Below are 25,465 nucleotides of genomic sequence, written 5' to 3' on the forward strand. Positions count from 1 at the left end.
CGTTGGAAAAGCCGGGGCATGCCCCGGCGAAGAGTAAAATTCTAACGATTAGCGGGCGTAGCGGCGCAACACGCTGTCGGCCTCTTGCTGCGCCTGACTAAGCGCTTCTTGCGGCGTCATTTGACCGGTTAATGCCGCCTGCACGGCGTTATCCAAGGCGCGGCGAATGCGGCCACCCTGGTAGGTGGAAAGCTCCGCCGTGCCGTGTTCAAGCTGGTCGCGGGCGACCGCTGCTGGCGCGAACTCTTCCACGTAGCTTTGCAGCGCGTCGGTCTCATAAGCGGCGGGGCTAACGCCCATATAGCCCGTCTCAATTGACCAAGCTGCTGCGCGCTCGGGGTCTGTCATCCAGCGAATAAAGGTCATTGCTGCGCGCTGCTCTTCTTCAGTGGCGTCTTCAAAAATATAGAAGTTTCCGCCGCCGGTGGGGCTGCCGCGCTGGGTTTTCATCGGCAGCATGGCGACGCCAAAATCAAAATTGGCTTCGCTGCGTACGGCTGTCAGGTTGCCCGTGGTGTGCCACATCATTGCCGTGGACTCTTCAAGGAAGTTCTGGCGCAGGGTGCCCCACTCGATGGTGCCGTCGGGCATGGCGTTATGCTCGGTGGCCAGTGACACCCAGTACTCCAGTGCTTCAACCGCTGCGGGGTCGTCGAAGTAGACCTCGGTGCCGTCTTCGCTCATTAGCCGATGGCCGTTCTGAAAGGCAAAGGCCTGGAACATCCAGTAGGGGTAGCCAGTCGACGGCACCATCACGCCCCACTGCTCGCCGTTGGCGGCTTTGCGCACGGTCGCGGCCATCTCGGCCATCTCTTCCCAGKTTTCCGGGGGTGTTTCGGGGTCTAGGCCGGCGGCTTCAAAGGCGTCTTTGTTCCAGAACAGTACGATGGTGGAGCGCTGGAAGGGGATGCCGTAGGTTTTGCCATCCAGTTGGCCATTTTCCATCAGCCCTGGATAGAAGCCATCGAGCCATTCACGCTCTTCATCGGTTTCAACCAGGTCGTCAAAGGCGACGATGGCGTTCTGCTCAATCAGCTCGTACAGATCGATGGAGAACATGACCGACAGTTGCGGCGTTTCACCCGCTTCCATTGCCGACATGGCGCGCACGCGGGTGTCGTCGTAGTTACCGGCGTAGATCGCTTCCACGTTGATATCGGGGTATTCGCTCTCAAACTCTTCCACCAGGTTATCAACGACGTCGGTGAGAGCACCGCCCACCGCGACCGGGTAGTACATGGTCAGATCGACGCTATCCGCGTTTACCTGGGCGGCGCTTAACAAGCCCGCTGCCAGGGCGGTCATTGCAAAAGGGGTACGCAAACGCATAAGAGACTCCGCAAGTGTCAATACTGCTGTCAGTGTTGGAAAGAGCCCACCGCCGGTGGACGAGGAACGCTTCGAGATGAGCTGGGTAAGGGGGTCGGTGTCAGGTCGTCCCGCCGCAGGCCGTCGGCATCGAAAAGGTGTGTATTCTTTGAAGTCCAATAGAGGCTGCATGGCTGGCCTGTCAGTGCCTGCTTGCCGCTAAGCCGCACGCGTAGGGTGTGCGACCCCACCGCGACATAAGCAATGGTGTCCGCTCCCAGATACTCTTCACTTAATACGTTTGCGGGTACGCCGGAACCGGGTGCGATTCGCAGCTCGACATCTTCCGGGCGGATGCCCAAGTGGCCACCAGCGGCATCCAAGGAGGCTACGGGGGTACTCGGTTCGCCTTCGATAACGGCACCCTGTTCACCTTTAACGAGTGGTAGCAAGTTCATCGCGGGGCTGCCAATAAAGCTAGCGGCAAAAGCGCTAGCGGGGCGGTTATAGAGCTCGTCTGGGGTGCCGTCCTGCACGATTTTGCCATGCTGCATCAGAATCACACGATCGCCCATGCTCATGGCTTCCMCCTGGTCGTGGGTAACGTAGATAACCGTCATATTCAGGCGGTTCTGTAATGCTTTGATTTCCCGGCGCATGTCGCTGCGCAGCCGGGCGTCGAGGTTGGATAGCGGTTCATCCATCAGGCAGATAGGGTGTTCGGAAATAACCGAGCGCGCCAAAGCAACCCGCTGGCGTTGGCCGCCGGAAAGCTGGGCAGGTTTGCGATCTAGGTACTCGGTTAAATCGACCAGTTCGGCGACTTTCGCCAGTCGCTGGCGCTGTTCATCTTTGGGAACTTTGCGGCTGCGCAGGCCAAACACGATATTGTCGGCAACGCTTAAGTGCGGAAACAGGGCGTAGGATTGAAATACCATGCTTAGCCCACGGTCGCCGGGCGGCAGGCGTGTGACGTTGCGTTCGCCAATATGAATTTGGCCGTCGCTGGCTTCTTCCAAGCCTGCAATCATGCGAAGCGTGGTGGATTTACCGCAGCCTGAAGGGCCGAGCAGAATGACAAACTGCCCTGGGGTCACATCAAACGAGATACCATCGACAGCCGCAGAGGCGCCCCAACGTTTAGTGACGCCCTCTAAGCGTATTCGCGATTGGTTTGACATAGCACACACATCACCGGCTGTTGGTTGTTATTGGTTCAGCTTGTGTTGAAGGTGTTGCCGTTTCATGACACTTACATGGATGGTTGATGACAGCCGTTGTGTCAAGCAGAAAATCACCTGGCGACTTTGATGCCATAGCGCTGAAGCCTGCGCACCACGCTGGATTGGCTGATGCCCAGCCGCTCGGCAATGGCGTAGGTGCTGGGGAGTGTGTTGCACAGCTCTTCAAGCGTTTCACGCTCCAGCCGCGCTAGGTATTGCTTGAGGGTTTCCTGGGGCTCGAGTGCTACTGCCGACCTTGCTGGCGAGGCGCTCGGCAAGTTGGCCGGATGCTGTTCGGCGTGAGGGAGTGTGGTGGGCTCCTCGATTTGATCGGTGGGGCTGGAAAGCCAGGCTCTCTCTAGCCAGTTCTCCAGCTCGCGGACGTTACCCGGCCATTCGCTGCCCATCAGCGTCGACCAAACGCGGGTATCAAGAATTTTTTGCCGGCCATAGCGCTGGTTGAGCCGGTTTAAACACGCTTCAACCAGGTCGGGGATATCCTCCCGGCGGTCACGCAGCGGCGGCAGGGTGACCGGGATCACATTGAGGCGGTAGTAAAGATCCAGACGGAAAAGTCCGGCCTCTACTTGCTTGCCCAAATCCTGATTGGTCGCCACGACCAAGCGAAAATTGACCTTGCGTGATCGGGTGTCACCCAGTCGGGTCAAACTACCGTCCTGGATCMCCTTGAGCAGTTTGGTTTGCATTAGCAGCGGCAGCTCGCCTATTTCATCCAAAAACAGCGTGCCGCCCTCGGCCTGCTCTAACAGCCCGGCTTTGCCCTGGCGAGCGGCACCGCTGAAAGCGCCGGGCTGGTAGCCAAACATCTCGGACTCAAACAGATTCTCTGGAATCGCCGCACAGTTAACGTCAATAAAGGGGCCGTCACAGCGCTGGCTCCAGCGGTGTAGCTGCTTGGCAAAGGCGGTTTTACCCACACCTGATTCACCCAGCATCAGCACGTTGGCATCCGAAGGGGCGACCCGCTTAAGCAGTAGCGCAATTTCACGCATCACGCTGCTGCGCACCTGCAAATTGTCCAGGGCGTCATCCAACGCCTGCTCTTCCGCGTCTGGCGCTGCCTGACTGCGCTTTAAGTGTTCGCTAAAGCGTTTTTGTAGCAGCGCATACTCGTCCTGCAATAGCTGCAAGTCGGTTAAGTCCCGCGAGCGGCTGATAATGCGCTCCAGCTTGCCGTCGACGAATACAGGGTAGGCTTCGGCGATCACCCGGCGGCCCGTGCCGGTGACCTGCATAATCTGCGCAGGCCGACGGGTGCGCATTACTTCCATGGTGATGGAGGGCTTGAGCACCCCGGCCGCTTGCAGTTGCTGCACACTGCTAGAGAGCAGCTCCTCTCTGGATACCCCGTAAACCGCTTCGGCTCCTGGGCTAATATCGACTATTTGCCCATCGCCACTGACGATAAAGAAGTGGTCGTTTGCGGTCTCCACAATGGTTCGCAGCACGCGTTTATCTATTTCACTCATCGCAGCCGACTCCTCTGAGTGATTCATTTATGAATCTTTGATTCAAGAATGAATTAAAAAAGCACCTGGCTGATTCATTTTTGCATCGTTCGGTCGCTAATCCCACCACTTTATAGGCATCTACGACTTGGCATGGTCTGTGCAATGTCTTTAGAAGAGTAGTGAAAAGAGCTAGGCCAATACCTACACCATGCTCACCGCCAAAAAATATAGGAGATGTGTATGTCGGAGTTTAATCAGCCCCTGGGCGGCAACACCATGCCGCGCTTTGCAGGCCCTGCCACCATGATGCGCCTGCCCACCCAAGAGACAGCCGAGGGTCTGGATGCGGCATTTATCGGTATTCCCATGGATATCGGTACTTCAAACCGCCCCGGTACGCGGCTTGGGCCGCGCCAGATTCGCGACGAGTCGCGCATGCTGCGCCCCTACAACATGGCGACCCGCGCAGCGCCCTTTGAAAGTCTGCAGGTGGCCGATATCGGCGACGTGCCTATCAACACCTTTCATCTGCCAAAAAGCGTCGACATCATCACCGCCTTCTATGACGACGTGCTCAAGCACGATTGCATTCCGCTGACCCTGGGTGGGGAGCACACCCTGACGTTGCCAATTCTTCGCGCCATGGCCAAAAAACACGGCCCGGTGGGGCTGATTCATATTGATGCCCACGCCGATGTCAATGAGCACATGTTCGGCGAGCCAATTGCCCACGGCACGCCGTTTCGTCGCGCCCAGGAGGAGGACTTATTGGCCCATGGAAAGGTAGTGCAAATCGGACTGCGCGGTACCGGCTATGCCGCTGAAGATTTTGACTGGTGTCGCGACCAGGGCTTTCGCGTCGTTCCCGCCGAAGAGTGCTGGTATCGCTCGCTAGCGCCCTTGATGGCCGAGGTGCGTGAGCAGATGGGCGATATTCCGGTGTACATCAGTTTCGACATCGACGGCCTGGATCCTTCTGTTGCCCCCGGCACCGGCACGGTGGAAATGGGCGGGCTGACCTCTACCCAAGGATTGGAGCTGGTTCGCGGTGCCGCTGGGCTGAATATTGTCGGCGGCGATCTAGTGGAAGTGTCACCMCCTTATGATCCCAGCGGCAACACCGCGCTGATGGGCGCCACGCTGCTGTATGAAATGCTCTGCGTACTGCCGGGCGTTAAACACAGCGAGTGACGCCGACCAAATGGCTAACAAAGAAATAGCGACTAAATAAAAAAGTACTGACCTAGCTACGCCGCCAGCCACCTCCAATAATCACTTCCAATGGGTGACCCCTATGTCGTATAGCAACGTTAAATCGGAACAGCCGACCTCGTCGGCACCGATACCCCGCGCGCACTTACTGAAATTTATCATTCCATCGCTAATTGGGGTGCTGCTGTTTCTCGTCCCTTTTCAAGTGGGCGATACCATCAATATCGGCATGGGGCTCATGGCCGATAGTCTGCAGGCTTTGCTGGGCTCGGCGCTGCCGGCCATTGCTGTCGTTGTGCTCTGCCTGTCGGTGGTAGCGACGATTTACACCAAGCTAGCTAACCCTTCCTGGGCCAAAAAGGGCATGCTGCACGAAATGTTTCATGTTGGCCCGGTGTGGCTTGCGATGCGCGTATTAGGCGCGCTTTTTGCTGTGATGACCTATTTTCAGTTCGGGCCTGAGTTCGTGACTGCTTCCTTTACCGGTGGCGTGATGCTCAATGACCTGGCGCCGGTACTGCTCACCTTCTTTTTCTTTGCCGCGCTGCTGCTGCCGTTTCTGGTCGAGTTTGGCTTTATGGAGTTCATCGGCAGCATGGTACGTAAGCCGTTTCGGGTGATTTTTAACCTGCCGGGGCGCAGCGCCATCGATGCCACTGCCTCCTGGATGGGCTCGGGCACCGTCGGCGTGCTGATCACCACGCAGCAGTACGAGCAGGGATTCTATAACCGCCGGGAAGCCTCGGTGATTGCCACCAATTTTTCCGTGGTGTCGATTGCGTTTGCGCTGCTCGTTACCAGCTTCGTGGATATCAACCACCTGTTTGTGCAGTTCTACTTTACGGTGGTGGTGTCCGGATTGATCGCTGCGGTGATTGTGCCTCGCCTGCCGCCGCTGTCGCGCAAATCCAATGACTATTACGAGCCCGTAGGCTGCCAGTTGAGCGAAGAGCGCACTGAAAAAGTGGGCCTGTTTCGTTACAGCTTGGTTCAGGCCACTAATCGTGCCGCTGGAGCTCCTGGGCCCCGTGAGCTGGCACGTTTGGCGCTCCTCAACGTGATGGATATTTTCCTCGGCTTACTGCCCTTGGTTTTTGCTATTGGTACGGTGGCACTGATTCTGGCGGAATTTACCCCGCTATTTACCTGGCTTTCCTACCCCATGGTACCGGTGCTTGAGCTGCTGCGGATTCCTGAAGCAGAGGCGGCGGCGCCTGCCACTCTGGTGGGTTTTGCCGATATGTTCCTGCCCGCGGTGCTGGCGACCAATATCGAAAGCGAACTCACCCGCTTTGTGATTGCCTGCCTGTCGCTCACCCAGTTGATCTACATGTCGGAAATTGGCGCACTGCTGCTCAAGTCGAAAATCCCTATTAAGCTCTGGGAGCTGGTCGCCATCTTCCTGCTGCGTACGGCCATTACGCTGCCGATCATTGCCTTTATGGCCCATACGTTTTTCTTCTAAGGGGCCTGTAATGAACGCTGATGCAACGAATACTGATGTAACGAGCAATCAAGCGACGATGACCTGTGCCGAACTGCTGATTCACCTGCTGCGCGATACTTACGGGGTGCGTACCTTGTTCGGTATCCCCGGTGTGCACACGGTGGAGCTTTACCGCGGCCTGGAAGGCAGCGATGTGAGGCATGTCACGCCACGCCATGAGCAGGGCGCAGGGTTTATGGCCGACGGCTATGCCCGGGCCAGCGGCCAGCCGGGTGTGTGCCTGATTATCACCGGGCCGGGGATGACCAATATAGCGACCGCCATGGGCCAGGCCCTGGCGGACTCGATCCCCATGCTGGTGATCTCCAGCGTGAATCGTCGCGATACGCTGGGCATGGGCCAAGGGCGGCTGCACGAGCTGCCCAGCCAGCAGCAGATGATCAGCGGCGTGGCGAGGTTCAGCCACACGCTGCTGAACGCCAATACGCTACCCGAGGTGCTGGCCCGCGCCTTTGCCGTGTTCAACGGCGCGCGGCCGGGCCCGGTGCACATCGAAATTCCCATCGATCTGTTCAATGCACCGGTGAACGCGCCGGTGAGTTGGCAGGCGCCTAGGCTTTACCGCGCCGCGCCTGATCCAGAAGGGCTTGCCGAAGCCGCTCGCTTGTTACACGCGGCGAAACAGCCCCTGGTGCTATTAGGCGGTGGCTGCGTTTCAGCCCCAGAAGCAGCGCGAGCATTCGTCGACAAGCTAGATGCCCCCACGGTGACCACGATCAACGCCAAAGGCCTGCTGGGCCGTGACCACCCGCTGGATTTGGGTGCCAATGCAGCGTTGCCCGCGGTGCGTGAGCTGGCGGCCAACGCCGATGTGATTCTGGCGGTGGGCACCGAACTTGGCGAGACCGATTACGACGTTGTGTTTGATGGTGGCTTTCATCTCAACGGCACGTTGATTCGTATCGATCTCGACCCAGAGCAGTTGGTGCGCAATCAGCGCGTAACCCTGGGTTTAGTCGGCGACGCTGGGCGTAGCCTTGAGCTTCTTCTTGACCACCTCTCCGAGCCGCTGAAGCGCCAAGGCACTGAGCGAACCGCTGCCGTATTGAGCGCATTGAATCTGGAAAACGATCCGGCCTTTAGCGACTTTGTGCCGCTGTATGCAATGCTTGCCGAGCACCTACCTGATGCCATTCTAGTGGGCGACTCCACCGCACCGGTATACGCCGGCAACCACCTGGTCAGCCAGCCCGCGCCCAGGCGTTATTTCAATGCCTCAACGGGTTACGGCACCTTGGGCTATGGTCTACCGGCGGCGTTGGGCGCACAGTTAGCGCGAGCGGATCTGCCGGTGGTGGCACTGGKGGGGGACGGCGGGGTGATGTTTMCGCTCTCGGAAATCGCCACCGCCGTAGAAGAGCGCCTGCCCGTGGTGATTGTGCTGTGGCATAACGCTGGTTACGAAGAGATTCGTCGCTATATGGATGCCAACGGTGTGGCGCGCCTGGGCGTGGATATTCAGGCGCCCAATTTCCTCMCCCTGGCCGAGGGCTTTGGTTGTCCCGGCGTACTGGTAGAAAGCCCCGCGGAACTTGCCAAGGCGCTCGCCAACCGGGAAACCAGCGGGCCTCTACTGATCGAAATTGACGCTACTGCCTGGCAGAAAAACCTGATGTCACCAGGAGATAACAATGAAGAATAACCATGTGCTCGGCCAGGACACCCTATCTGCCGACGACGTTGAACACAGCCTTGGGCTGCCGGGAACCTTTGCCCTGTGGCTCGGCGCCAACGTGGTGGTCACCACCATCCTGACCGCATGTTTTTAGTCCCTGACCTGACCTTTCAGCATGCGATGTTGCTGATATTGATCGGTTCAGCGGTAGGGATTATCCCGCTAGTATTGATCGGGGTGATGGGCCAGCAAACCGGCATGACCACCATGGTGCTGGCGCGGGGCACCTTCGGCAGAAAAGGCGCTAATTTCCCCGCCTGGGTGAATCTATTGGCGCTGATTGCCTGGAGCTGGATCCAGGCGCTGCTCGCCGGCATGAGTCTGGACTACGCCGTGGAAAGACTGACCGGTTACTCCAATGTCGCGCTCTTCACAGTCATCTGTGAATCACTGGTGGTGCTGATTGCCCTGCGTGGCCATCTGGGGATCGAGAAAGTCGAGAAGATAGCGGCCTTGCTGATGCTGGGGCTCTCGGCGGTGGTGCTGTTCGCGCTTAATCGCCATTACGATCTGCCAAGCATCACCCAGCTGGAACCCGAAGGCGTGTTGGGCGGCGGCGTGGTGTTCGATATTGTGGTCGCGACGGCTTTTTCCTGGATTCCATTGGCGGCGGACTACAACCGCCACTGCCGCTCGCTAAAAGCCGCTGTGGTGGGCACCTGGGGCGGCTACGTGGTGGCAACGCTGGTAGCGATGGGCCTGGGCGCCACGGTGTCAGCGCTGTCAATCAGCGTGGGTATGGAGCCCACCTACGACCCGACGACCCTGCTCAGCGGCTTCGGTTTCGGCCTGCCCGCCGCCCTGGTGATTTTCTTTTCGGTGCTGACCACCAACGTGATGTGCGTCTACAGCGCGACGCTTTCATTCATGAGCGTGCGTCCCAATGTGCCGTTCTGGAAACCGGCGTTGATCATTGGCGTGGTATCGGTGGTGGGCGCGCTCATCCCTGGCATTCTCGATCAGTTCCAGACCTTTCTGTTGATTATCGGCAGCGTCTTTATTCCGGCCTTTTCGCTGATGATCGTGGATTACTACCTGCTGGGTCGCCAGCGTTATACCTCAGCACAGCTGATACAGGCTGAACATAGCCTTCCCGCCTTCAACTGGCTGGCGCTGGGCAGCTACGCGGTCGGGGCGTTACTGGCTTACTACTGGAACTGGGTCGCACCACTTGATTTTGGCGCGTCGCTGCCGGTATTCGTGATCACTGGCGCGCTCTATTTCGTGGTCAGTAAGGCAGTTGCCGGGAAACGGGTGGCTGCATGAGCCTTCAACGTATCAGTGAAAAGCAATGGTACCGTACTACCCCTAAGGCGGACGGTATCACCCTAGTGGATGAACCGTGGATCAAGCCGTTTTATCGCTGCAATATCTGGCATGTGCAGGGCAGCAAGCGCGGCATGGTCGTGGACTTTGGGCTGGGCGCAGTGCCGCTACGTCAGCACGTGGCGCAGCTTGCCGAGCGTGACCTGCTGGCGGTTGCCAGCCACACGCACTTTGACCATATCGGCGCCGCCCACGAGTTTGGCTGTTGCCATGTGCATGCCGCTGAGGCGGACATCCTGGCCTCACCCGATAACACGAGCACCCTGGCTGACCAGTTTCTCAGCGATGACATGTTTGAGGCGCTACCTCCCGAACCCTATTCGCACACGCGCTACCGCATCACGGCACCGCAGCAGGTGTGCCCGCTGGCGGATGGCGAAATACTGGACTTGGGGAACCGTCAGTGGGAGGTGATCCATACGCCGGGCCACTCCCCCGGCGGCATCGCCCTGTGGGAGGCGGCCACCCAGACGCTGATCTCGGGCGATCTGATTTACGATGGCCCGCTCATTGAAGACCTCTGGCACAGCGATCTTACCGACTACGCTGCCAGCATGCGGCGGCTGCGCAAGCTGCCCGTCCGCACCGTCCACGGCGGCCATTTCCCCAGCTTTAGCGGCCAGCATCTCACAACGCTCATCGATGATTGGCTTCGCCAACACGACCTCTAAAGGAGCCACGATTATGCCCATGACCTCCCAGGCCGATTACCCTTCGGTTGTTGACCACCAATTCATCAACAACCAATGGGTGCCCTCGGCGGGCACTCGCCTGCTCGACGTAATGAATCCTTTCCGCGAAGAGCGGATTGCCCAGGTTACGGCAGGTGACGCCGCGGATGTCGACGCCGCCGTCAAAGCCGCAAAGCTGGCGCAGCCCGCCTGGCAGGCGCTGGGCGGAACCGCACGGGCTAAATACCTTGAGGGGTTTGCCGATGCACTGGCAACGCGCCGAGACTCGATTATCACGCTTTCAGCGACCAACAACGGCAAGCCGCTTGCAGAAGCGGAGATCGATCTAGACGATGCCATTGCCTGCTATCGCTACTACGCCGGGCAGGCCAAGGCACTGGATGCCCGCCAGGGCGAATTGGTCAGTGTGGAAATGGAAGGCGTCGAGGCGCGTACCTATCACGACCCCGTGGGCGTGGTAGGGCTGATTGCGCCGTGGAATTTCCCGCTGGTGACCAGCGCCTGGAAGCTGGCGCCCGCCTTGGCGGCCGGTTGTGCCGCGGTGCTTAAACCGTCCGAAGTTACGCCGCTCCCCGAGCGGGTGCTGGCAGAAATAGCCCTAGAGATTGGCCTACCTGCTGGGGTGCTCAACCTTCTAAACGGCGACGGTGAGGGCATCGGTGCACCGCTGACCAACCATCCGGATGTGGATAAAATTTCCTTTACCGGCAGCAACCGCGTCGGTGAAGCGGTGATGCAAGCGGCAAGCGCCCGTACCGCCAGCGTTTCTCTGGAACTAGGCGGAAAGTCACCGATTCTGGTGATGGAAGACGCCGACCCCGCCCAGGCCGCCGACTGGGTAATGGCCGGTATCTACTTCAACGCCGGGCAAATCTGTTCGGCGACCTCGCGTTTATTGGTGCACGAAGACGTGGCCGAAGCACTCTACACAGCCCTTGCCGAGCGTATGGATGCGCTGACGCTGGGCGACCCGGTTGCCGAAGGTACGGATTTAGGACCGTTGACCAGCGCCAAGCAGCGCGACGCCGTGCAGCGCTATCTGGATCTGGCCGAACAGGAAGGGCTAACGGTCGTGCGCGATGCGCAACACCGCACGTTGCCCGCTCAAGGCTACTTCCTGTCCCCCACGCTTTATCGCGATGTACCGGTGGAAAGCCGCTTGTGGAAGGAAGAGATTTTTGGCCCGGTGCTCTGCGGACACAGCGTGGCAAGCGAAGCCGAGGCGGTTCAGCTTGCCAACGACAGCGTCTTTGGTCTGGCAGCCACGGTGATTAGCGGCGACCCCGAGCGGGCAAAACGCATTGGGCGGCAACTGAAAGCGGGCAGCATTTGGTACAACAGCGAGCAGCTGGTGCTCCCCGAAACCGGCTGGGGCGGCTTCAAGCGCAGCGGCATTGGGCGTGAACTAGGCCCTTGGGGGCTAAGTGCTTATCTGGAAGTGAAGCATGTGATTGGGCCTGCCTAACGATTAGACGTGAGCTTTAGGCATGAACTTATGGCATCGCATAACGCTGAGTCGATTTCCCGGCTTTTACCACCTGCCCCGGCACATCATGGCCGATAAGGKCGGGAAGGGTGGCGGCGACCTCAAGTAGGGCATCCAAATCGACGCCGGTATCGACGCCCATGGCCTCAAACATATGCACCAAATCTTCGGTGCATACATTACCGCTGGCGCCGGGGGCGAAGGGGCAGCCGCCCAGCCCGCCTAGTGATGAGTCAAAACGGCTAATGCCCGCCTGCCATGCCGCTAGCGCGTTGGCCAGCCCCATTCCGCGGGTGTTGTGGAAGTGCAGCGTGAACGGTGTTTCTGACCAGCGCTTAAGCACTGCTTCACACAGGCGTTTGACCTGCGAAGGGTTGGCCATACCAGTGGTGTCACAGAGAGTAACTCCCTGAATGCCAAGGCCGATAAGTTGTTCAATGAGCTCAAGTACCCGCGCTTCGGGCACTTCGCCTTCGAAGGGGCAACCGAAGGTCGTGGAAAGCGATGCATTGATAAAAACGCCGCTACCCTGTGTCAGTTCCAAAATAGCTACGAACTGTTCAAGGGATTGTTCCGGCGTCATGCGCAGGTTAGCCAAACCATGGCTATTACTGGCAGACATCACCAGATTGATCTCATCCACTTGGCAGGCCAGCGCCCGTTCGGTGCCTTTTACGTTGGGTACCAGTACGGTGAGATCGACGCCCTCCCGGCGTTGAATGCCGGTCACCACCTCAGCGGCATCACGCAGGTTGGGGATCGCTTTAGGCGACGTAAACGACGTTGCTTCAATACGTCGTAGCCCGGTGGCGGAGAGCGCATCGATCCAGCGAATTTTGTCTTCTGTGGGCACAAAGCGTGCCTCTATCTGCAGGCCGTCCCGGGGAGCAACTTCGTTGATCTCTATCTTGGCGGGGCAGGGTGATAACTGGCTCATAATAAACTTCCTAGATAATGCCCGCTTGGCGTAGTTTGGCGCGGGTTTCGTGGTCAATGCCCAGCTCATCCAAAACATCGTCGGTATGCTGGCCAAGCGCCGGGCCGCCGCCGCCAAGTCGCCCAGGGGTAGCGCTAAGCTTAGGCAACACGCCGGGAACTTTGAGCGGTTTGCCGTTGGGGCGGGTAAAGGTTTGAATCATCTCGCGGGCTAAATAGTGGGGGTCATGGGCGATATCTTCTGCAGTGTAGGGGTAGCCTGCGGGAACGCGGGCCTCATCCAGGGCTTGCAGAATGGCATCCCGAGGGCGATCTTCCGTCCACGCCTGAATCGCCGCATCAATCATCTCGGCTTGCTGGCTGCGCCCATCGTTATGGGCCAGCGCCGGGTCGTTGGCGAGGTCATCGCGACTAATCACGCCCATCAAGCGCTTGAAGATGCTGTCGCCGTTACCGGCAATCAGCACATAATCGCCGCCCTGGCATCGGTAGGCGTTTGATGGGGTAATGCCGGGCAGGGCGCTGCCGCTGGGTTCGCGCACCTGGCCGCTGGCATCGAACTCCGGCAGCAGGCTCTCCATCATCGCAAATACTGATTCATACAGGGCAACGTCGATCTCTTGGCCCAGGCCGCTGCGGGKGCGCTCCTGAAGAGCGAGTAGTGTACCGATGACGGCGTACAACGCGGAAAGCGAGTCGCCGATGCTCACGCCCACGCGCACGGAAGGCTCCCCCGGCTGACCGGTAAGATAACGCAGCCCGCCCATGGCTTCGCCAATCACCCCAAAGCCAGGCTTGTCGCGGTAGGGCCCCGTTTGCCCGTAGCCGGAAATATGCACCATGATCAGCCGCGGGTTGAGTGTGGAGAGCGCTTCCCAGCCTAGCCCCCAGTTGTCTAAGGTGCCGGGGCGGAAGTTTTCCACCACTACATCGGCCTCGGCGGCGAGTTGGCGCACCAGGCCTTGCCCCTCTTCGCTGCGTAAATCCAGCGCCACAGAGCGCTTGTTGCGGGTTTGCACATGCCACCACAGCGAGGTGCCTTCTTCCAGCATTCGCCATTTGCGAAGTGGGTCGCCAGTGCCGGGCGGCTCAATTTTAATCACATCGGCACCGAATTCGCCCAGCAGCTTAGTGGCGAATGGCCCCGCAATCAGTTGGCCAAGCTCGAGCACTTTTAAGCCCTGTAGCGGAAGCTGGCGCGCTTCGGAAGCATTCATTAAGGCTCTCTCTTATCATTGGTGTATCACTACTTGTCAGCATGCGTGAGCTGATCAGGGGCGACAATTAGGCAATCGGTAACAAAGGGTTCGTGGCTGGCGAAGGTGTGGGCTACCATAGTGAGCTTGCTTTAAAGGAGTCCGTTACATGCGCCGCTTCGATTTCGTCACCCTTAAACTGTTTATCTCCGTAGCGGATGAGGGGCGTCTGACGGCGGCTGCCGAGCGCGAACATTTGGCGCTTGCCGCGGTGAGCAAACGTATAAGCGACCTGGAAGCGCTGGTGGGCACAACGCTGCTCTATCGTCGCCCTCGAGGCGTGGAGTTGACCCCCGCAGGCCAAGCATTTCTACATCATGCTCGGCGTATTATGGATAACATTGAACGCCTTAACGCAGAGCTTAGCGAATATGGTGAGGGCGTGCGCGGCCATGTGCGCATTCACTCCAATACCTCGGCAATTATTGCCTTTCTTCCTCAGGATCTCAGCGCCTTTTCCCGCCTCTATCCGGAAATCAAAATTGATCTACAAGAGCGGGTCAGCAGTGAAATCATTGCCGCGGTTCGCGATGGGCTAACCGACATTGGCATTTTCGCCGGGCATGTGGCGGCGCCCGACCTGCAGCAGCTCTCCTATCGGCATGATCGGCTAGTGTTGATGACGCCCATTGACCATCCCTTKGCAGAGCGTGAAAGCATCGCCTTTAACGAAGCGCTGGCGTTTGATTTTATCGGCTTACAGCAGGACGCTTCGCTGCAATCGCTATTGAATGAAAAGGCCAATCTGGCCGGCAAAGCGCTGCATATGCGCATTCAGGTACGCAGCTTCGACGCTATTTGCCGCATGATTCACCACGGCATGGGTGTGGGGGTACTTCCCGAGCAGACCATCTATCGTGATCTGGGCGATTTGCAGCTCAAAAGCATTCCGCTCAGCGATCCATGGGCTCAGCGGGAGTTGGTCATTGGCATGCGCCGTTACGCCACGCTTCCAGTCACAGCTCGGCATTTAGTCGACCACCTCACCCAACATAGCCGGAATGGGAGCATACTCTAAAGCCAAGCCATCGTATTTGACGAAGCCAGCCTTCTCGAACGTCGATTTGAGACACTGGGCAGCTTGTTTCAAGATCAAACCAGCATCACACCCAATAACGACAATCGTAGAGAGTCCTCCCATGCGGAAACAACTACTTGCCACGCTGGCTACCCTAGGCATGCTAACGACGGCCCCGTTCGTCTTGGCTAATCCGATCGAAATTCAAGTCAACAACACTATGAGCGAAGGCGGTTCGGAAAGCGCCGCCGTTGAACGCTTTGCTGAATATTTAGAGGAACAGGCACCAGGCCGCTTTGAAGTGCGTCCTTTTTTAGCCGGTTCTTTGGGCGGTGAGAACGCCGTGCTGGAACTGCTGAATCTGGGCCAAACCCAGCTCTCCATTACCGGTGGTAACTGGCGCCAGCAGTATGCGCCTGAATACGACGCCATTACGGTTCCCTTTGTGTTCACCACCTGGGATGAAGTAGACGCCTATATGGAGAGCCCTTCCGGCCAAGCGCTGGTTGAGAAAGCAGAAAGCCAGGGTGGCCTGAAGTATTTTGGTTTGCAGCACCGCGGGCCCCGCCACATGACCGCTAACAAGGAGATACACACGCCGGCTGATCTGGATGGTTTCCGCCTGCGCCTGCCTTCGCTGCCAGTATGGCTGGAAGTGTGGGAAGAGATCGGCGCTCAGGTAGTGAACGTGCCTGCGCCAGAGATTTATCTCGCCATGCAAACCGGCCAGGTAGATGGCCACGAGAACTCGCTCTCCTCCCCCTATACCCGTCGCCTATGGGAAGTACAGGACTACCTGATTATGACCAGCCACGTACAGTTTCCGTGGAGCTGGGTGGCCAGTTCGCGCTGGTGGGATGGCCTAGAAGCCGATGACCAGGCATTGATTGAAGAGGCGATCGACGTAGCTCGTCAATACGGTTCAGAGCAAGAGCGTGAACTTGACGAGTTCTATCTGGAAGCACTTCAGGATGAAGGGATGACCGTCATTGAGCCGGATGTGACGCCTTTCCGCGAAGCGGCGTTACCGGCCATCGATCGTGTTATGGCTGACATGGCCGACGGTGTGCGTGAAGATGCGCTGGGTAACGACAGCGAGTAAAGCGTGCTGGCCAGAAATCGCGGCGGCCCCATGGGGCCGTCGTTGTAGTTTCATAGACGACCAAAAAGACGTCAGGGTAAGGAGTTCTTCTGTGGAAGATGCGGTAGCGCCCAGTAACGGGCCAGATCGAATTGCTTTCTACACGCTGCGCGGCGTCACCCGGCTATGCGATGGGGTGGGCGTAGCGTTAATGGCGGCCATTCTGCTGCTAATCGTGGCGGCCGTTATTGCCCGTGACCTGCTGGGGCTAGGTATGCCCTGGACCGAAGAAGTGGCGTCAATGCTGGCGATTTACGCGATTGGCTTTGGCTCATTATCGGCGTGGGTGCGCAGCGAGCACCTGGTGGTAGATCTGTTTAGTCACAAGCTCTCAGGGCTGGGTAAAAACATCCAATATCGGCTCACAGCGCTGATTTCCTGCGGTTTTTTTCTGCTCGCTGCGTGGGGCGCATGGATCATGTCGGATATGAGCGCCAATAATAAAACGGTCTCGTTAAGCATCAGTTTTAGTTACCTCTACTACGGTGTTTTCTTCAGCTTTGCGGGCATGGCGCTGATTGCTCTGTGGCAAACCCTGCGTGGACCGGTGGCGTGGTTGGAGGCCTCCCTCGAAGAGGAGCGTACAGAGGAGATAGCCAAACCATGACCGAACTACTGATTTTTGTCGGCGGCTTGTTAGTGCTAATGGCGATTGGCTTGCCGGTAGTCGTCGCTATTGGCGTCACCTCGTTTATCGCCTTGGTATTTACCGGGACTGGCGGTTTWCCTGTCGAGCTTTTKCCGCTACGTATGGTGCAAACGCTCAATAACTTTACGCTGTTGGCGATTCCGCTGTTTATTCTGGCCGCCAATATTATGAATATCGGCTCCMCCACTACGCGGATTTTTGATTTCGCCACTGCCTTGGTGGGCTTTACCAAGGGCGGCCTTGGCCATGCTAACGTAGTGGCCAGTTCCATCTTTGCCACCATGTCAGGCACCGCTGTGGCTGATGCCGCAGGCCTTGGTAGCATCGAAATCAAGGCCATGAAAGAGCGTGGCTATGCGCTGGATTACTCCACAGGTATCACCGCTGCCTCCAGCGTTATCGGGCCGATTCTACCGCCCAGCATCGCGCTAGTCGTCTATGGCTGGCTGGCCAATGTAAGTATTGGCGGGCTGTTTATGGCGGGGCTGCTGCCGGGTATTTTGATGGCGCTGCTGCTGATGGGCATGACGGTTCTGCTGGCAACCACGGGCAAGGTGGTGATGCCCAAGCCAACACCCTTTGATGCCTGTGAAGTGGCCCGCACTGGTAAGCGTGCAATTCTGCCGTTGATGATGCCGGCGATTATTGTCGGTGGCATTTGGGGCGGCTTTTTCACGCCGACGGAAGCTGGTGCGATTGCCTCGCTCTATGCGGTCATTCTGGGTGGCTTGATCTATCGGGATTTGAATTGGCGGGATCTCTACAGTGCCTTCCGCCGCACCCTGATGTTTAGCGCGGTGATCCTGCTGATTATTGCGGTATCCAGTTTTTATGGCTGGATTCTKGTGCGCATGGGCATCCCCCAGGCGTTGGCGGGCCAGGTCGSCAGCATCGATATGCCCATKTTTGCACTGCTGCTCTGCTTTGCGCTGTTCTTTCTGCTGATTGGCTGCTTTATGTCGGTGATTGAAAGCATCCTGATTTTCACCCCGATTGTGGTGCCAGCGGCACTCAGTGCCGGATTAGATCCCGTTCACTTTGGTATCGTGATGGTGATTACGCTTTCGGTGGGGGTGATTACGCCGCCCTTCGGCACCGTGCTGTTTTTAATGGTGGGCATTACCCGGCTGCGCTACGGTCAGGTCGTTACGGCTATCATGCCGTTCTTACTGCCGATTATCGCCACTATTTTGTTACTAATCGCTGTGCCGGGGTTAGCCACTTGGCTACCAGATATTATGGGGTATTGACCATCGACTTTGCCTGTTGGGAAAGCCCCGCAGGCAAAATCCTGCCTGGATTCATTAGCCCCTTGGGGTCGAACAGTGCCTTAACACCGCTGACCATCTCTAGCTCAATCGGCGATAGCCGCGCCAGGTAGGGTGCCTGTTTGGTGCGGCCAATGCCATGCTCGGCGCTGATGCTGCCGTGGAAGTCGTCGAGCACTTCAAACAGCTGTTCCTCCAGATCATGCAGGTGGGCTTTCTTATCACTGTTCGCCATAGCGATAGGCGGCAGAATATTGAAGTGCAGATTGCCATCGCCTACGTGGCCGTAGGCGATAATTTCGCACTCGGAAGAAGCGGCCATGACCACTTCGGTTGCACGTGTGACGAAGTCGGGAATTGCCGAGATAGGAACTGAGATATCGGTGCGCAAGTGCTCGCCGCGCCGCCGCTGGCCTTCCAGCATGCTTTCGCGGAACTGCCATAGCTGGGCGGATTGAGTGTCGCTAGAGGCCAGGGCGCCATCCAGCACCAGCTCGCGCTCCATGCCGGTTTCCAGCAGTTGTTCCAGCATTGCACCTAAATCTATCGGGCCCGTAGCCGCAACTTCCATTAGCACGTACCAGGGGTAGGCGCTCTCCATCGGGTCGCGCAGCTCAGGCGTTGCTTCGATCGCTAGCTCAATGCAGCGGCGGGGGATCAGCTCAAAAGCGGTCAATAGGTCGCAGCAGTCGCGGCGAGCCAAACCGTAAAGATCAATCACCGCCTGAACAGAGGGCAGGCCAAGCAGTGCGGTACGGTTTTGGGTCGGGCGCGGTGAGAGCTTGAGCACCGCGCCAGTGACGATGCCCAGGGTGCCTTCGCTGCCTAAAAACAGCTGTTGAAGGTCGTAACCGCGGTTGTCTTTATGCAGCGCGTTCAGGCTTTCCCAAACGCGCCCGTCGGGCAGGACTACTTCAAGCCCCAGCACCAGCTCGCGCATCATGCCGTAGCGCAGCACGTTAAGCCCACCTGCGTTGGTGGCGATATTGCCGCCAATCTGACAGCTGCCTTGTGCGCCTAGCGAGAGCGGGAAGTCGCAATCATGCTCAGCTGCCGCTAGCTTAACGTTCTCAAGAATACAGCCCGCGTCTACCGTGATGGTGAAGTTAACCGGGTCAATCGCGCGCACGCTATTTAAGCGCTCTAAGCTGATCACCAGTTCCTGACCATTAGCGGCGGGCAAGGCACCTGCCACCAAACCGCTATGGCCACCTTGGGGCGTCATGGCGACGCCTTGCTCATAGCAGCGCTTAACGACTTCGGCGACGTCCAAGGTACTGGCCGGGCGGGCCACGGCCAACGGCATGCCTAATGTGTCGCCCGCCCAGTCGCTGACGTAGCGGGCCATGGCGTCCGGCTTGCGCAGCAGACCGCGCTCGCCGAGCAGGTGGGTCAGTTCATCTAAAAAGGTGGTCGTCTCGGTCATTAATGCTCTTCCTGCCAGGCCGCGCCCTCTGGGAAGCGGTGCTGTGCTTGGGACGCAGCGTGCATGGCAATACTGTAACCCGGCGCCTCGGGTACCTGGTAGCGGCCTCGGTTGATGACCACCGGGTCGATAAAGTGCTCGTGAAGGTGATCCACATACTCAAGCACACGGCCCTCAAGGCTACCGGATACTGCGATGTAGTCGAACAGTGAGATATGCTGGGTATATTCGCAAAGCCCAACGCCACCACCGTGAGGGCAAATCGGTACGCCAAACTTGGCGGCCATCAGCACCACTAGAATGACTTCGTTAAGCCCACCCAGGCGTGCTGCATCGAGCTGACAATAGTCGATGGCATCGGCCTGGAAGAACTGCTTAAACATCACTTTGTTGTGGCAGTGCTCGCCGGTGGCAACACCAATCGGCGCGACGCGATGGCGGATCTCTGCATGGCCGAGAATATCGTCAGGGCTGGTGGGCTCTTCAATCCACAGCGGGTCAAATTCCGCTAGGCGGCGCATTTTGGTGACTGTTTCGTCGACTTCCCACACCTGGTTGGCGTCCATCATCAGCACGTTGCCCCAGCCGATCTCATCGCGTAGTAGGGCCGCCCGGCGGGCATCCTCTTCGATATCGCCGCCGATCTTTTGCTTAAAATGGGTCCAGCCTTCCGCCAGCGCTTCCCGGGCCAGGCCGCGCACTTTCTCGTCGCTGTAGCCCAGCCAACCCGCGGAGGTGGTGTAGGCAGGGTAGCCATCGCTGCGCATTTCGGCTTCCCGGGCGGCTTTGCCGGAGGATTGGCGGCGCAGTAAACAGATCGCTTCTTCCGGGGTTAGCGCATCGGTGACAAAGCGGAAATCGAGGCAGCGCACCAGCTGTTCCGGCGTCATATCTACCAGCAGTTTCCACACCGGCTTGCCTTCGTTTTTCGCCCACATATCCCACACGGCGTTAACGATGGCGGCGGTGGCTAGGTGAATCGCGCCTTTATCGGGGCCGATCCAGCGCAGCTGACTGTCGCCGGTAATTTCCCGCCAGAAGGTGCCCATATTGTCGGTAATTGAGGCAAGTGACCGCCCTTCAATCAGTGGTGACAGCGACTGCAAGGCGGTGACGACAATCTCGTTGCCGCGACCAATGGTAAAGGTTAACCCATGCCCTTCAGGGCTGCCGTCATCGGTGTGCAGGATGACGTAGGCGGCGGAGTAATCCGGCGCGGCGTTCATGGCATCCGAGCCATCCAGAGAACGCGAGGTGGGAAAACGGATATCCTGAATCTCGACGCGAGTGATGGTTGTCATTGTGCTCTCCTTGGCGTTGAGGTGGGTGGCGTACTGATTGATAAGAGGAGTATTAGCGGCGTGCCAAGTGGCGCATCAGCTCGCGAATACCGTAGGTCCAGGGCGGCAGCTGATCGCTTCTACCTACCTTATTGACCAGGGCGCCCAGGGCCGGGGTGGCGATAGTGACGCGGTCATTCATATGATGAGTGAAACCTTGGCCCTTACCGTCGCGATCCTGAATGGGCGAGAACATAGTGCCGAGGAACAGCATAAAGCCGTCCGGGTATTGGTGGTGGTCGCCGATGGTTTGGCTGACCAGATCCAGCGGATCGCGGCTAATTTCGCGCATATCGCTCTCACCCTGGAGTAGAAAGTCATCATCTTCACCCTCAATACGCAGCGATACCTGGCAGTTGCGCACGCTATCGATATCGAAATGGTCATCAAACAGGCGAATAAACGGGCCAATAGAACAGGAGGCATTGTTATCTTTTGCCTTGCCGAGTAACAGCGCACTGCGACCTTCAACGTCACGCAAGTTGACGTCGTTGCCTAAGGTCGCGCCACGCACCTGACCACGGCTATCGACTGCCAGGACAATTTCCGGCTCGGGGTTATTCCATTGAGATGACGGGTGTAAACCTACCGGGGTGCCAAAACCCACCGAGGAGAGCGGCTGAGCTTTGGTAAATACCTCCGCGTCGGGGCCGATGCCAACTTCCATATATTGCGACCAGCCGCCGCGGGCCTGTAGCGCTTTTTTAAGCGCCATCGCTTCTTCAGAACCCGGTGCAATCTTGGAAAGGTCGCTGCCGATCAGTGCCTGCAAGTCGTCACGCAGCTCGTCAGCACGGGCGGGATCGCCACCTGCTTGCTCCTCAATTACTCGCTCCATCAGGCTGACTGCAAAAGTGACGCCACACGCTTTGACCGCCTGCACATCGCAAGGGGCGAGCAGGTAGGGCGCTTGCGCTGGAGACGACTGGGAATTAGCCAAGAGTGTTTCCAAACTGCCCAGCGGCTTACCTTCTGCGCGTTTAACAACTTCCAGCAGGTCGTCGCGTTCAAGCAGGTCGGCCATGGTCGGGCCAAGCTCGGTGATATCAATGACTTGGCTATCGTGCACGGTAACCAGTGCGGGGCCAGCATGCGGGCTATCCAGCCATACACGGCCAACCAGCAGCGCGTTATCCAGGTCATTGGGAACGGCGTCAGTCAGGGAAAGTGGGTTCATGCGTGCCTCCTGTAGTAATAATGGAACAGTGATAATGGAACAGTCATAAGTGAGTCGTTAAAAATGGTGCGCGACTGGCGGTTGGTGCGCCATCGCCTATCCTGTTATAGATATCGTGTTGTATGACAGGTATGCCAGTTCATGCCTTACTCTAGCGCACCGCTCTATTTCGGGTCGATAGGTAAATCTGTCTAGATGACGGCGACTCCACCGAGCACGGCGTTCAACAATAAAAGCAAAAAGCATTAAGGAGAATTTCATGTTAGACGAGTGGAAAGGCAAGCGAGTATTGATTACCGGAGCTAGCCGCGGCATCGGCGCCGCCGTGGCTAAGCAGTTGGGCGCGCTAGGGGCCTACGTGGCGGTGCACTATCACAGCAGTGAAGCGCCCGCCGAAGCGGTGGCACAGGCTATTCGTGATGCAGGTGGCGACGCCTTTACCCTTACAGCGGATGTCAGCCACAGCAGTGAAACCCAAAAGCTTGTTGACGATGCTGCCGAGCGGTTAGGCGGTTTGGATCTGTTGATTAATAACGCTGGCGACATGATGAAGCGCGTTGGTTTAGACGATATGAGCGATGATCTTTTTGATCAGGTCATGGATCTCAATGTGCGCTCCGTGGTCATGGCCAGCAGAGCGGCGCTGCCGCATTTTCGCCGCGCAGGGAGAGGGAATATTATTCACACCACGTCGATTGCCGCGCGCAACGGTGGCGGGGGTGGTGCCGGGTTATACGCCTCTGCCAAGGGGTTTGTAAGTACGATAACCCGCAATATGGCGAAGGAACTGGCGGGCGATAATGTTCGGGTTAATGCCGTGGCCCCCGGCACGATTGCAACTGACTTTCATGACCGCCACTCCAGTGAGGCTCATTTAGCCGCTGCTCGGGCGTCGATTCCTATGGGCCGTTTGGGTACGGCGGAAGAGTGCGTGGGTGCCTATGTCTTCCTGGGCACCGATGCACTTAGTGGCTACGTTAACGGCCAAATCATTGAGGTTAACGGCGGGCAGCTAATGCCATGACTATCTCAACGTCCGAATCGAATCAGCGCTACGACATTGTTATTACCATGGGTGACCCTGCGGGCATTGGCCCGGAAATTATTTGTCGCGCATTGAGTGCCATGTCGGCTGCCGAGCGTGCCAGCGCCATGGTGGTCGGCGATCCGGCTATTTATCGCCGTGCGGCGGCGAGCATTGGCGCTGAACTGGCGTTTGTGCCACTCGACCAGGTAGAAAGCGGGCACGACTGTGTGGCCGTCGGGGTGGTGGAGGTGCCCAAAGGAGTCGAAATTCCCGATGGACAAATCAGCGCCGGTGCAGGCGATATGGCGTTTCGTTGCGTTCAGAAAGCCGTTGATCTGGTGCAGGCGGGGCGCGCGCAAGTGATTGTCACCGCCCCATTGAATAAGGCGGCGCTGCACGAAGCCGGGCACCATTACGATGGTCACACGGGCATGCTCGCCTCGCTGACCGGKGCGCCCTCGTCGTTTATGCTGCTGGCCTCCGAGACGCTCTCGACCCTGCATGTTTCCACTCACGTGTCGCTACGCGATGCGATCGATAGAGTGACCCCAGAGCGCATCATCGCCACAGTGGAGGCGGGACACGCGCACTTGGTCGCGCTAGGCATGCAGGCGCCGCGTATCGCCGTGGCCGGGCTCAACCCTCACTGTGGCGAAGGGGGGATTTTCGGTGACGAGGATAGCCGATGCATAGCCCCCGCGGTGGAGCGTTTGCGCGAACAGGGTTTTGATGTGAGCGGGCCGATCTCGGCGGATACGGTGTTTTACCGCGCTTCGAAAGGCGAGTTCGACCTAGTCATTGCCCAGTATCACGACCAAGGCCATATTCCCGTCAAGCTGATCGCCTTTGATACTACAGTGAATGTCAGCCTCGGCTTGCCACTTCAGCGCACTTCTGTGGATCACGGCACCGCCTTCGACATTGCCTGGCAGGGCAAAGCCGATGCCACCAATATGGGCTCGGCGATTACCTATGCCCGGCGACTAGCCAGAGGCGCCAAGGCATGAGCGACTGCCGATTGGCGATTATTGCCGACGATCTATCTGGGGCGCTGGATACCGCGGCACCGTTTGCCGCGCGGGGTGGTGATGCCCGCGTGGTGATTAGTCTGGAGGCGTTAGCGGCGTCGCTGGAAAAATGGCAAGGCCAATGGCCAGACGTAATCGCCGTGAATACTGAATCCCGTCATTTGCAGGCTGAGCAAGCCGCGTTGCGGGTGAGTGAGGCGGTTCGATTATTAACGTGCGTCACCCCAAAACAGTGGTTTAAAAAGGTCGACTCGACTCTGCGGGGGCAGGTGGTTGCAGAGTGCACGGCAGTGAGAGAAGCGCTTAGCCTCCCTTTGCTGCTGGCGCCTGCGGTGCCGGCACAGGGGCGAACAGTGCGCGATGCCCTGGTGTGGGTAAATGGGGTTCCTCTCGCAGACACTGCCTACCAGCAGGATGCTCGATCGGCGCCGCTGGTCGGCCCCATTGATCAAGCCTTTTCCCCCAGTGGGCTACCCCTTCAGCGCTATCAGCCTGGGCGAGAAGCACCTTTTCCCAGCGCTGACTGCATCGCCGATACTGAGAGCGACGAAGAGCTCTCAGCCCTCTATAACGAATTAATATCTGCTGGCGAAAGCCGCGTGATGATAGGGGCGGCGGGGCTGGCAACGGCCATCGCTCAGCACAGCTTTGGGTCTTCTGTTGCGGACTTTCGCTCGCTGGGTAATGTTGCCGCAGTGCTGTACGCCGTAGGCTCTAGAAGCCCTCGCGCTGCCGAACAGCTCGAGCAGCTGTGTAAACAGTGGCCCGATTTAGCCGTTATAAAAGCGTACCAAAAGCCTGGTGATGCTTCCTTGGCTACCCATGATTTAGGTGCCTGTGTGGTAGTGCCAGGCTGCAAGGAGTGCACTCTCACAGCGAGTGAGGTGGCGCAAGCAATGGCTGTTCAGGTAGTAAGTATTATCTCAACGCGGAACGCAGATGAGAGTCTGCTGTTTTTAACTGGCGGTGATATCGCCATGGCCGGGCTCACTCAGTTGGGGGTAAGGTATATCTCCGTTGAGACGGAGTGGTCGCCGGGTGTGGCGTTGGGTTATTTGGATGGCGATCCCGTTCGTAGAGTGATGACCAAAGCAGGCGGGTTTGGTGACCCGCAGCTACTCGTGCGCTTACACCATCAACTCAGTTCGCGGCTGGCATCATCATAGGCATGACGAAAATCCTTAGCTGGATAGTTGCGCGATTGCAGGCGACCAACTAGGTTTGAAGCTGGTGGTATGATACGTATACAGCACTATGATCGGTTACGTTGGCAGCCGCCGCTTAAATAATAACCAATA

General features: G+C 58.1%; 22 protein-coding genes. 14 read left to right on the forward strand and 8 right to left on the reverse strand.

Translation table 11 applies throughout. The annotated features are described in order from the left end of the window. Nucleotides 1–48: 48 nt before the first annotated feature. The 3 genes from HALO_RS03950 to HALO_RS03960 form a co-directional block, all read right to left on the reverse strand. Nucleotides 49–1,329, reverse strand: a complete 1,281-nt coding sequence (locus HALO_RS03950) for an ABC transporter substrate-binding protein (protein WP_050713082.1) — start codon at nt 1,327–1,329, stop codon at nt 49–51. 29 nt (nt 1,330–1,358) lie between these two features. Next, nucleotides 1,359–2,489 (reverse strand): ABC transporter ATP-binding protein, encoded by a 1,131-nt coding sequence (locus HALO_RS03955; RefSeq protein ID WP_050713083.1) that lies wholly within the window; start codon nt 2,487–2,489, stop codon nt 1,359–1,361. A 113-nt stretch (nt 2,490–2,602) separates the two neighbouring features. Beyond that, complete coding sequence (locus HALO_RS03960) at nt 2,603–4,021, reverse strand: sigma-54 interaction domain-containing protein (RefSeq protein WP_050713084.1); 1,419 nt, start codon at nt 4,019–4,021, stop codon at nt 2,603–2,605. 222 nt (nt 4,022–4,243) lie between these two features. Here HALO_RS03960 and speB point away from each other — a divergent pair, with 222 nt between their 5' ends. The 7 genes from speB to HALO_RS03990 all read left to right on the forward strand — a co-directional run bounded on the left by speB (nt 4,244) and on the right by HALO_RS03990 (nt 11,880). After that, nucleotides 4,244–5,194 (forward strand): agmatinase, encoded by a 951-nt coding sequence (gene speB / locus HALO_RS03965; protein WP_035580690.1) that lies wholly within the window; start codon nt 4,244–4,246, stop codon nt 5,192–5,194. Nucleotides 5,195–5,297: 103 nt separating this feature from the next. Further along, nucleotides 5,298–6,680 (forward strand): YjiH family protein, encoded by a 1,383-nt coding sequence (locus HALO_RS03970; RefSeq protein ID WP_035580687.1) that lies wholly within the window; start codon nt 5,298–5,300, stop codon nt 6,678–6,680. Nucleotides 6,681–6,690: 10 nt separating this feature from the next. Then, the gene (locus HALO_RS03975) at nt 6,691–8,364 is read left to right on the forward strand and encodes a 5-guanidino-2-oxopentanoate decarboxylase (RefSeq protein ID WP_231896804.1); all 1,674 of its coding nucleotides are present in this window, start codon (nt 6,691–6,693) and stop codon (nt 8,362–8,364) included. Next, nucleotides 8,354–8,491 carry a hypothetical protein gene (locus HALO_RS23435; RefSeq protein ID WP_231896805.1) on the forward strand — a complete coding sequence of 46 codons (138 nt, stop codon included), beginning with the start codon at nt 8,354–8,356 and terminating at the stop codon, nt 8,489–8,491. The genes HALO_RS03975 and HALO_RS23435 overlap by 11 nt, the downstream gene beginning before the upstream one ends. Then, nucleotides 8,440–9,663, forward strand: coding sequence for a purine-cytosine permease family protein (locus tag HALO_RS03980; protein WP_231896806.1), 1,224 nt, complete (start codon nt 8,440–8,442; stop codon nt 9,661–9,663). Before HALO_RS23435 ends, HALO_RS03980 begins: the two co-directional genes overlap by 52 nt. Next, on the forward strand, nt 9,660–10,394 hold the full coding sequence (locus tag HALO_RS03985; protein ID WP_035580685.1) for an MBL fold metallo-hydrolase: 735 nt from the start codon (nt 9,660–9,662) through the stop codon (nt 10,392–10,394). Before HALO_RS03980 ends, HALO_RS03985 begins: the two co-directional genes overlap by 4 nt. Nucleotides 10,395–10,407: 13 nt before the next feature. Further along, on the forward strand, nt 10,408–11,880 hold the full coding sequence (locus HALO_RS03990; protein ID WP_050713085.1) for an aldehyde dehydrogenase family protein: 1,473 nt from the start codon (nt 10,408–10,410) through the stop codon (nt 11,878–11,880). Nucleotides 11,881–11,908: 28 nt separating this feature from the next. Here the strand turns inward: HALO_RS03990 and HALO_RS03995 are convergent, their stop codons facing one another. Both HALO_RS03995 and HALO_RS04000 read right to left on the reverse strand, forming a co-directional pair. After that, nucleotides 11,909–12,838, reverse strand: a complete 930-nt coding sequence (locus HALO_RS03995; protein ID WP_050713086.1) for a hydroxymethylglutaryl-CoA lyase — start codon at nt 12,836–12,838, stop codon at nt 11,909–11,911. Nucleotides 12,839–12,848: 10 nt separating this feature from the next. Then, nucleotides 12,849–14,054: a CaiB/BaiF CoA transferase family protein gene (locus HALO_RS04000; protein WP_050713087.1), complete on the reverse strand. Its 1,206-nt coding sequence runs from the start codon at nt 14,052–14,054 to the stop codon at nt 12,849–12,851. A 148-nt stretch (nt 14,055–14,202) separates the two neighbouring features. Between HALO_RS04000 and HALO_RS04005 the strand changes: the two genes are divergently transcribed. The 4 genes from HALO_RS04005 to HALO_RS04020 all read left to right on the forward strand — a co-directional run bounded on the left by HALO_RS04005 (nt 14,203) and on the right by HALO_RS04020 (nt 18,151). Continuing rightward, nucleotides 14,203–15,111: a LysR family transcriptional regulator gene (locus HALO_RS04005; RefSeq protein ID WP_050713088.1), complete on the forward strand. Its 909-nt coding sequence runs from the start codon at nt 14,203–14,205 to the stop codon at nt 15,109–15,111. 121 nt (nt 15,112–15,232) lie between these two features. Next, entirely contained in the window at nt 15,233–16,213 is a 981-nt protein-coding gene (locus tag HALO_RS04010) for a TRAP transporter substrate-binding protein (RefSeq protein WP_035580674.1), read from the forward strand. A gap of 91 nt (nt 16,214–16,304) precedes the next feature. Continuing rightward, nucleotides 16,305–16,859, forward strand: a complete 555-nt coding sequence (locus HALO_RS04015; protein WP_035580671.1) for a TRAP transporter small permease — start codon at nt 16,305–16,307, stop codon at nt 16,857–16,859. Next, nucleotides 16,856–18,151 (forward strand): TRAP transporter large permease, encoded by a 1,296-nt coding sequence (locus HALO_RS04020; protein WP_050713089.1) that lies wholly within the window; start codon nt 16,856–16,858, stop codon nt 18,149–18,151. The genes HALO_RS04015 and HALO_RS04020 overlap by 4 nt, the downstream gene beginning before the upstream one ends. Here the strand turns inward: HALO_RS04020 and HALO_RS04025 are convergent. From HALO_RS04025 to HALO_RS04035, 3 genes are read right to left on the reverse strand one after another with little or no spacing between them, the layout of a single operon-like run. Then, nucleotides 18,138–19,595, reverse strand: coding sequence for an FAD-binding oxidoreductase (locus HALO_RS04025; protein ID WP_035580665.1), 1,458 nt, complete (start codon nt 19,593–19,595; stop codon nt 18,138–18,140). The two genes, HALO_RS04020 and HALO_RS04025, sit on opposite strands and share 14 nt — an antisense overlap. Continuing rightward, nucleotides 19,595–20,896 (reverse strand): L-fuconate dehydratase, encoded by a 1,302-nt coding sequence (locus HALO_RS04030; RefSeq protein ID WP_035580661.1) that lies wholly within the window; start codon nt 20,894–20,896, stop codon nt 19,595–19,597. Before HALO_RS04030 ends, HALO_RS04025 begins: the two co-directional genes overlap by 1 nt. Nucleotides 20,897–20,948: 52 nt before the next feature. After that, entirely contained in the window at nt 20,949–22,112 is a 1,164-nt protein-coding gene (locus tag HALO_RS04035; RefSeq protein ID WP_035580659.1) for a fumarylacetoacetate hydrolase family protein, read from the reverse strand. Between the two features lie 259 nt (nt 22,113–22,371). Here HALO_RS04035 and HALO_RS04040 point away from each other — a divergent pair, with 259 nt between their 5' ends. The 3 genes from HALO_RS04040 to HALO_RS04050 are packed head-to-tail and all read left to right on the forward strand — an operon-like array spanning nt 22,372 to nt 25,333. Beyond that, nucleotides 22,372–23,136, forward strand: coding sequence for an SDR family NAD(P)-dependent oxidoreductase (locus HALO_RS04040; protein ID WP_035580657.1), 765 nt, complete (start codon nt 22,372–22,374; stop codon nt 23,134–23,136). Continuing rightward, nucleotides 23,133–24,146 (forward strand): 4-hydroxythreonine-4-phosphate dehydrogenase PdxA, encoded by a 1,014-nt coding sequence (gene pdxA / locus HALO_RS04045; protein ID WP_035580655.1) that lies wholly within the window; start codon nt 23,133–23,135, stop codon nt 24,144–24,146. The genes HALO_RS04040 and pdxA overlap by 4 nt, the downstream gene beginning before the upstream one ends. Then, complete coding sequence (locus HALO_RS04050; protein ID WP_035580652.1) at nt 24,143–25,333, forward strand: four-carbon acid sugar kinase family protein; 1,191 nt, start codon at nt 24,143–24,145, stop codon at nt 25,331–25,333. The genes pdxA and HALO_RS04050 overlap by 4 nt, the downstream gene beginning before the upstream one ends. Nucleotides 25,334–25,465 lie beyond the last annotated feature (132 nt).

The organism is Halomonas sp. R57-5 (assembly GCF_900070345.1).
Classification (GTDB): domain Bacteria; phylum Pseudomonadota; class Gammaproteobacteria; order Pseudomonadales; family Halomonadaceae; genus Vreelandella; species Vreelandella ventosae_B.

Coding starts and splice junctions, on each gene's coding strand:
- HALO_RS03970 (WP_035580687.1), top strand. CDS start 5,298: ATGTCGTATAGCAACGTTAAATCGGAACAGCCGACCTCGTCGGCACCG.
- HALO_RS04010 (WP_035580674.1), top strand. CDS start 15,233: ATGCGGAAACAACTACTTGCCACGCTGGCTACCCTAGGCATGCTAACG.
- HALO_RS04040 (WP_035580657.1), top strand. CDS start 22,372: ATGTTAGACGAGTGGAAAGGCAAGCGAGTATTGATTACCGGAGCTAGC.
- HALO_RS04050 (WP_035580652.1), top strand. CDS start 24,143: ATGAGCGACTGCCGATTGGCGATTATTGCCGACGATCTATCTGGGGCG.
- HALO_RS23435 (WP_231896805.1), top strand. CDS start 8,354: ATGAAGAATAACCATGTGCTCGGCCAGGACACCCTATCTGCCGACGAC.
- HALO_RS03990 (WP_050713085.1), top strand. CDS start 10,408: ATGCCCATGACCTCCCAGGCCGATTACCCTTCGGTTGTTGACCACCAA.
- HALO_RS04030 (WP_035580661.1), bottom strand. CDS start 20,896: ATGACAACCATCACTCGCGTCGAGATTCAGGATATCCGTTTTCCCACC.
- HALO_RS04025 (WP_035580665.1), bottom strand. CDS start 19,595: ATGACCGAGACGACCACCTTTTTAGATGAACTGACCCACCTGCTCGGC.
- HALO_RS04035 (WP_035580659.1), bottom strand. CDS start 22,112: ATGAACCCACTTTCCCTGACTGACGCCGTTCCCAATGACCTGGATAAC.
- HALO_RS03985 (WP_035580685.1), top strand. CDS start 9,660: ATGAGCCTTCAACGTATCAGTGAAAAGCAATGGTACCGTACTACCCCT.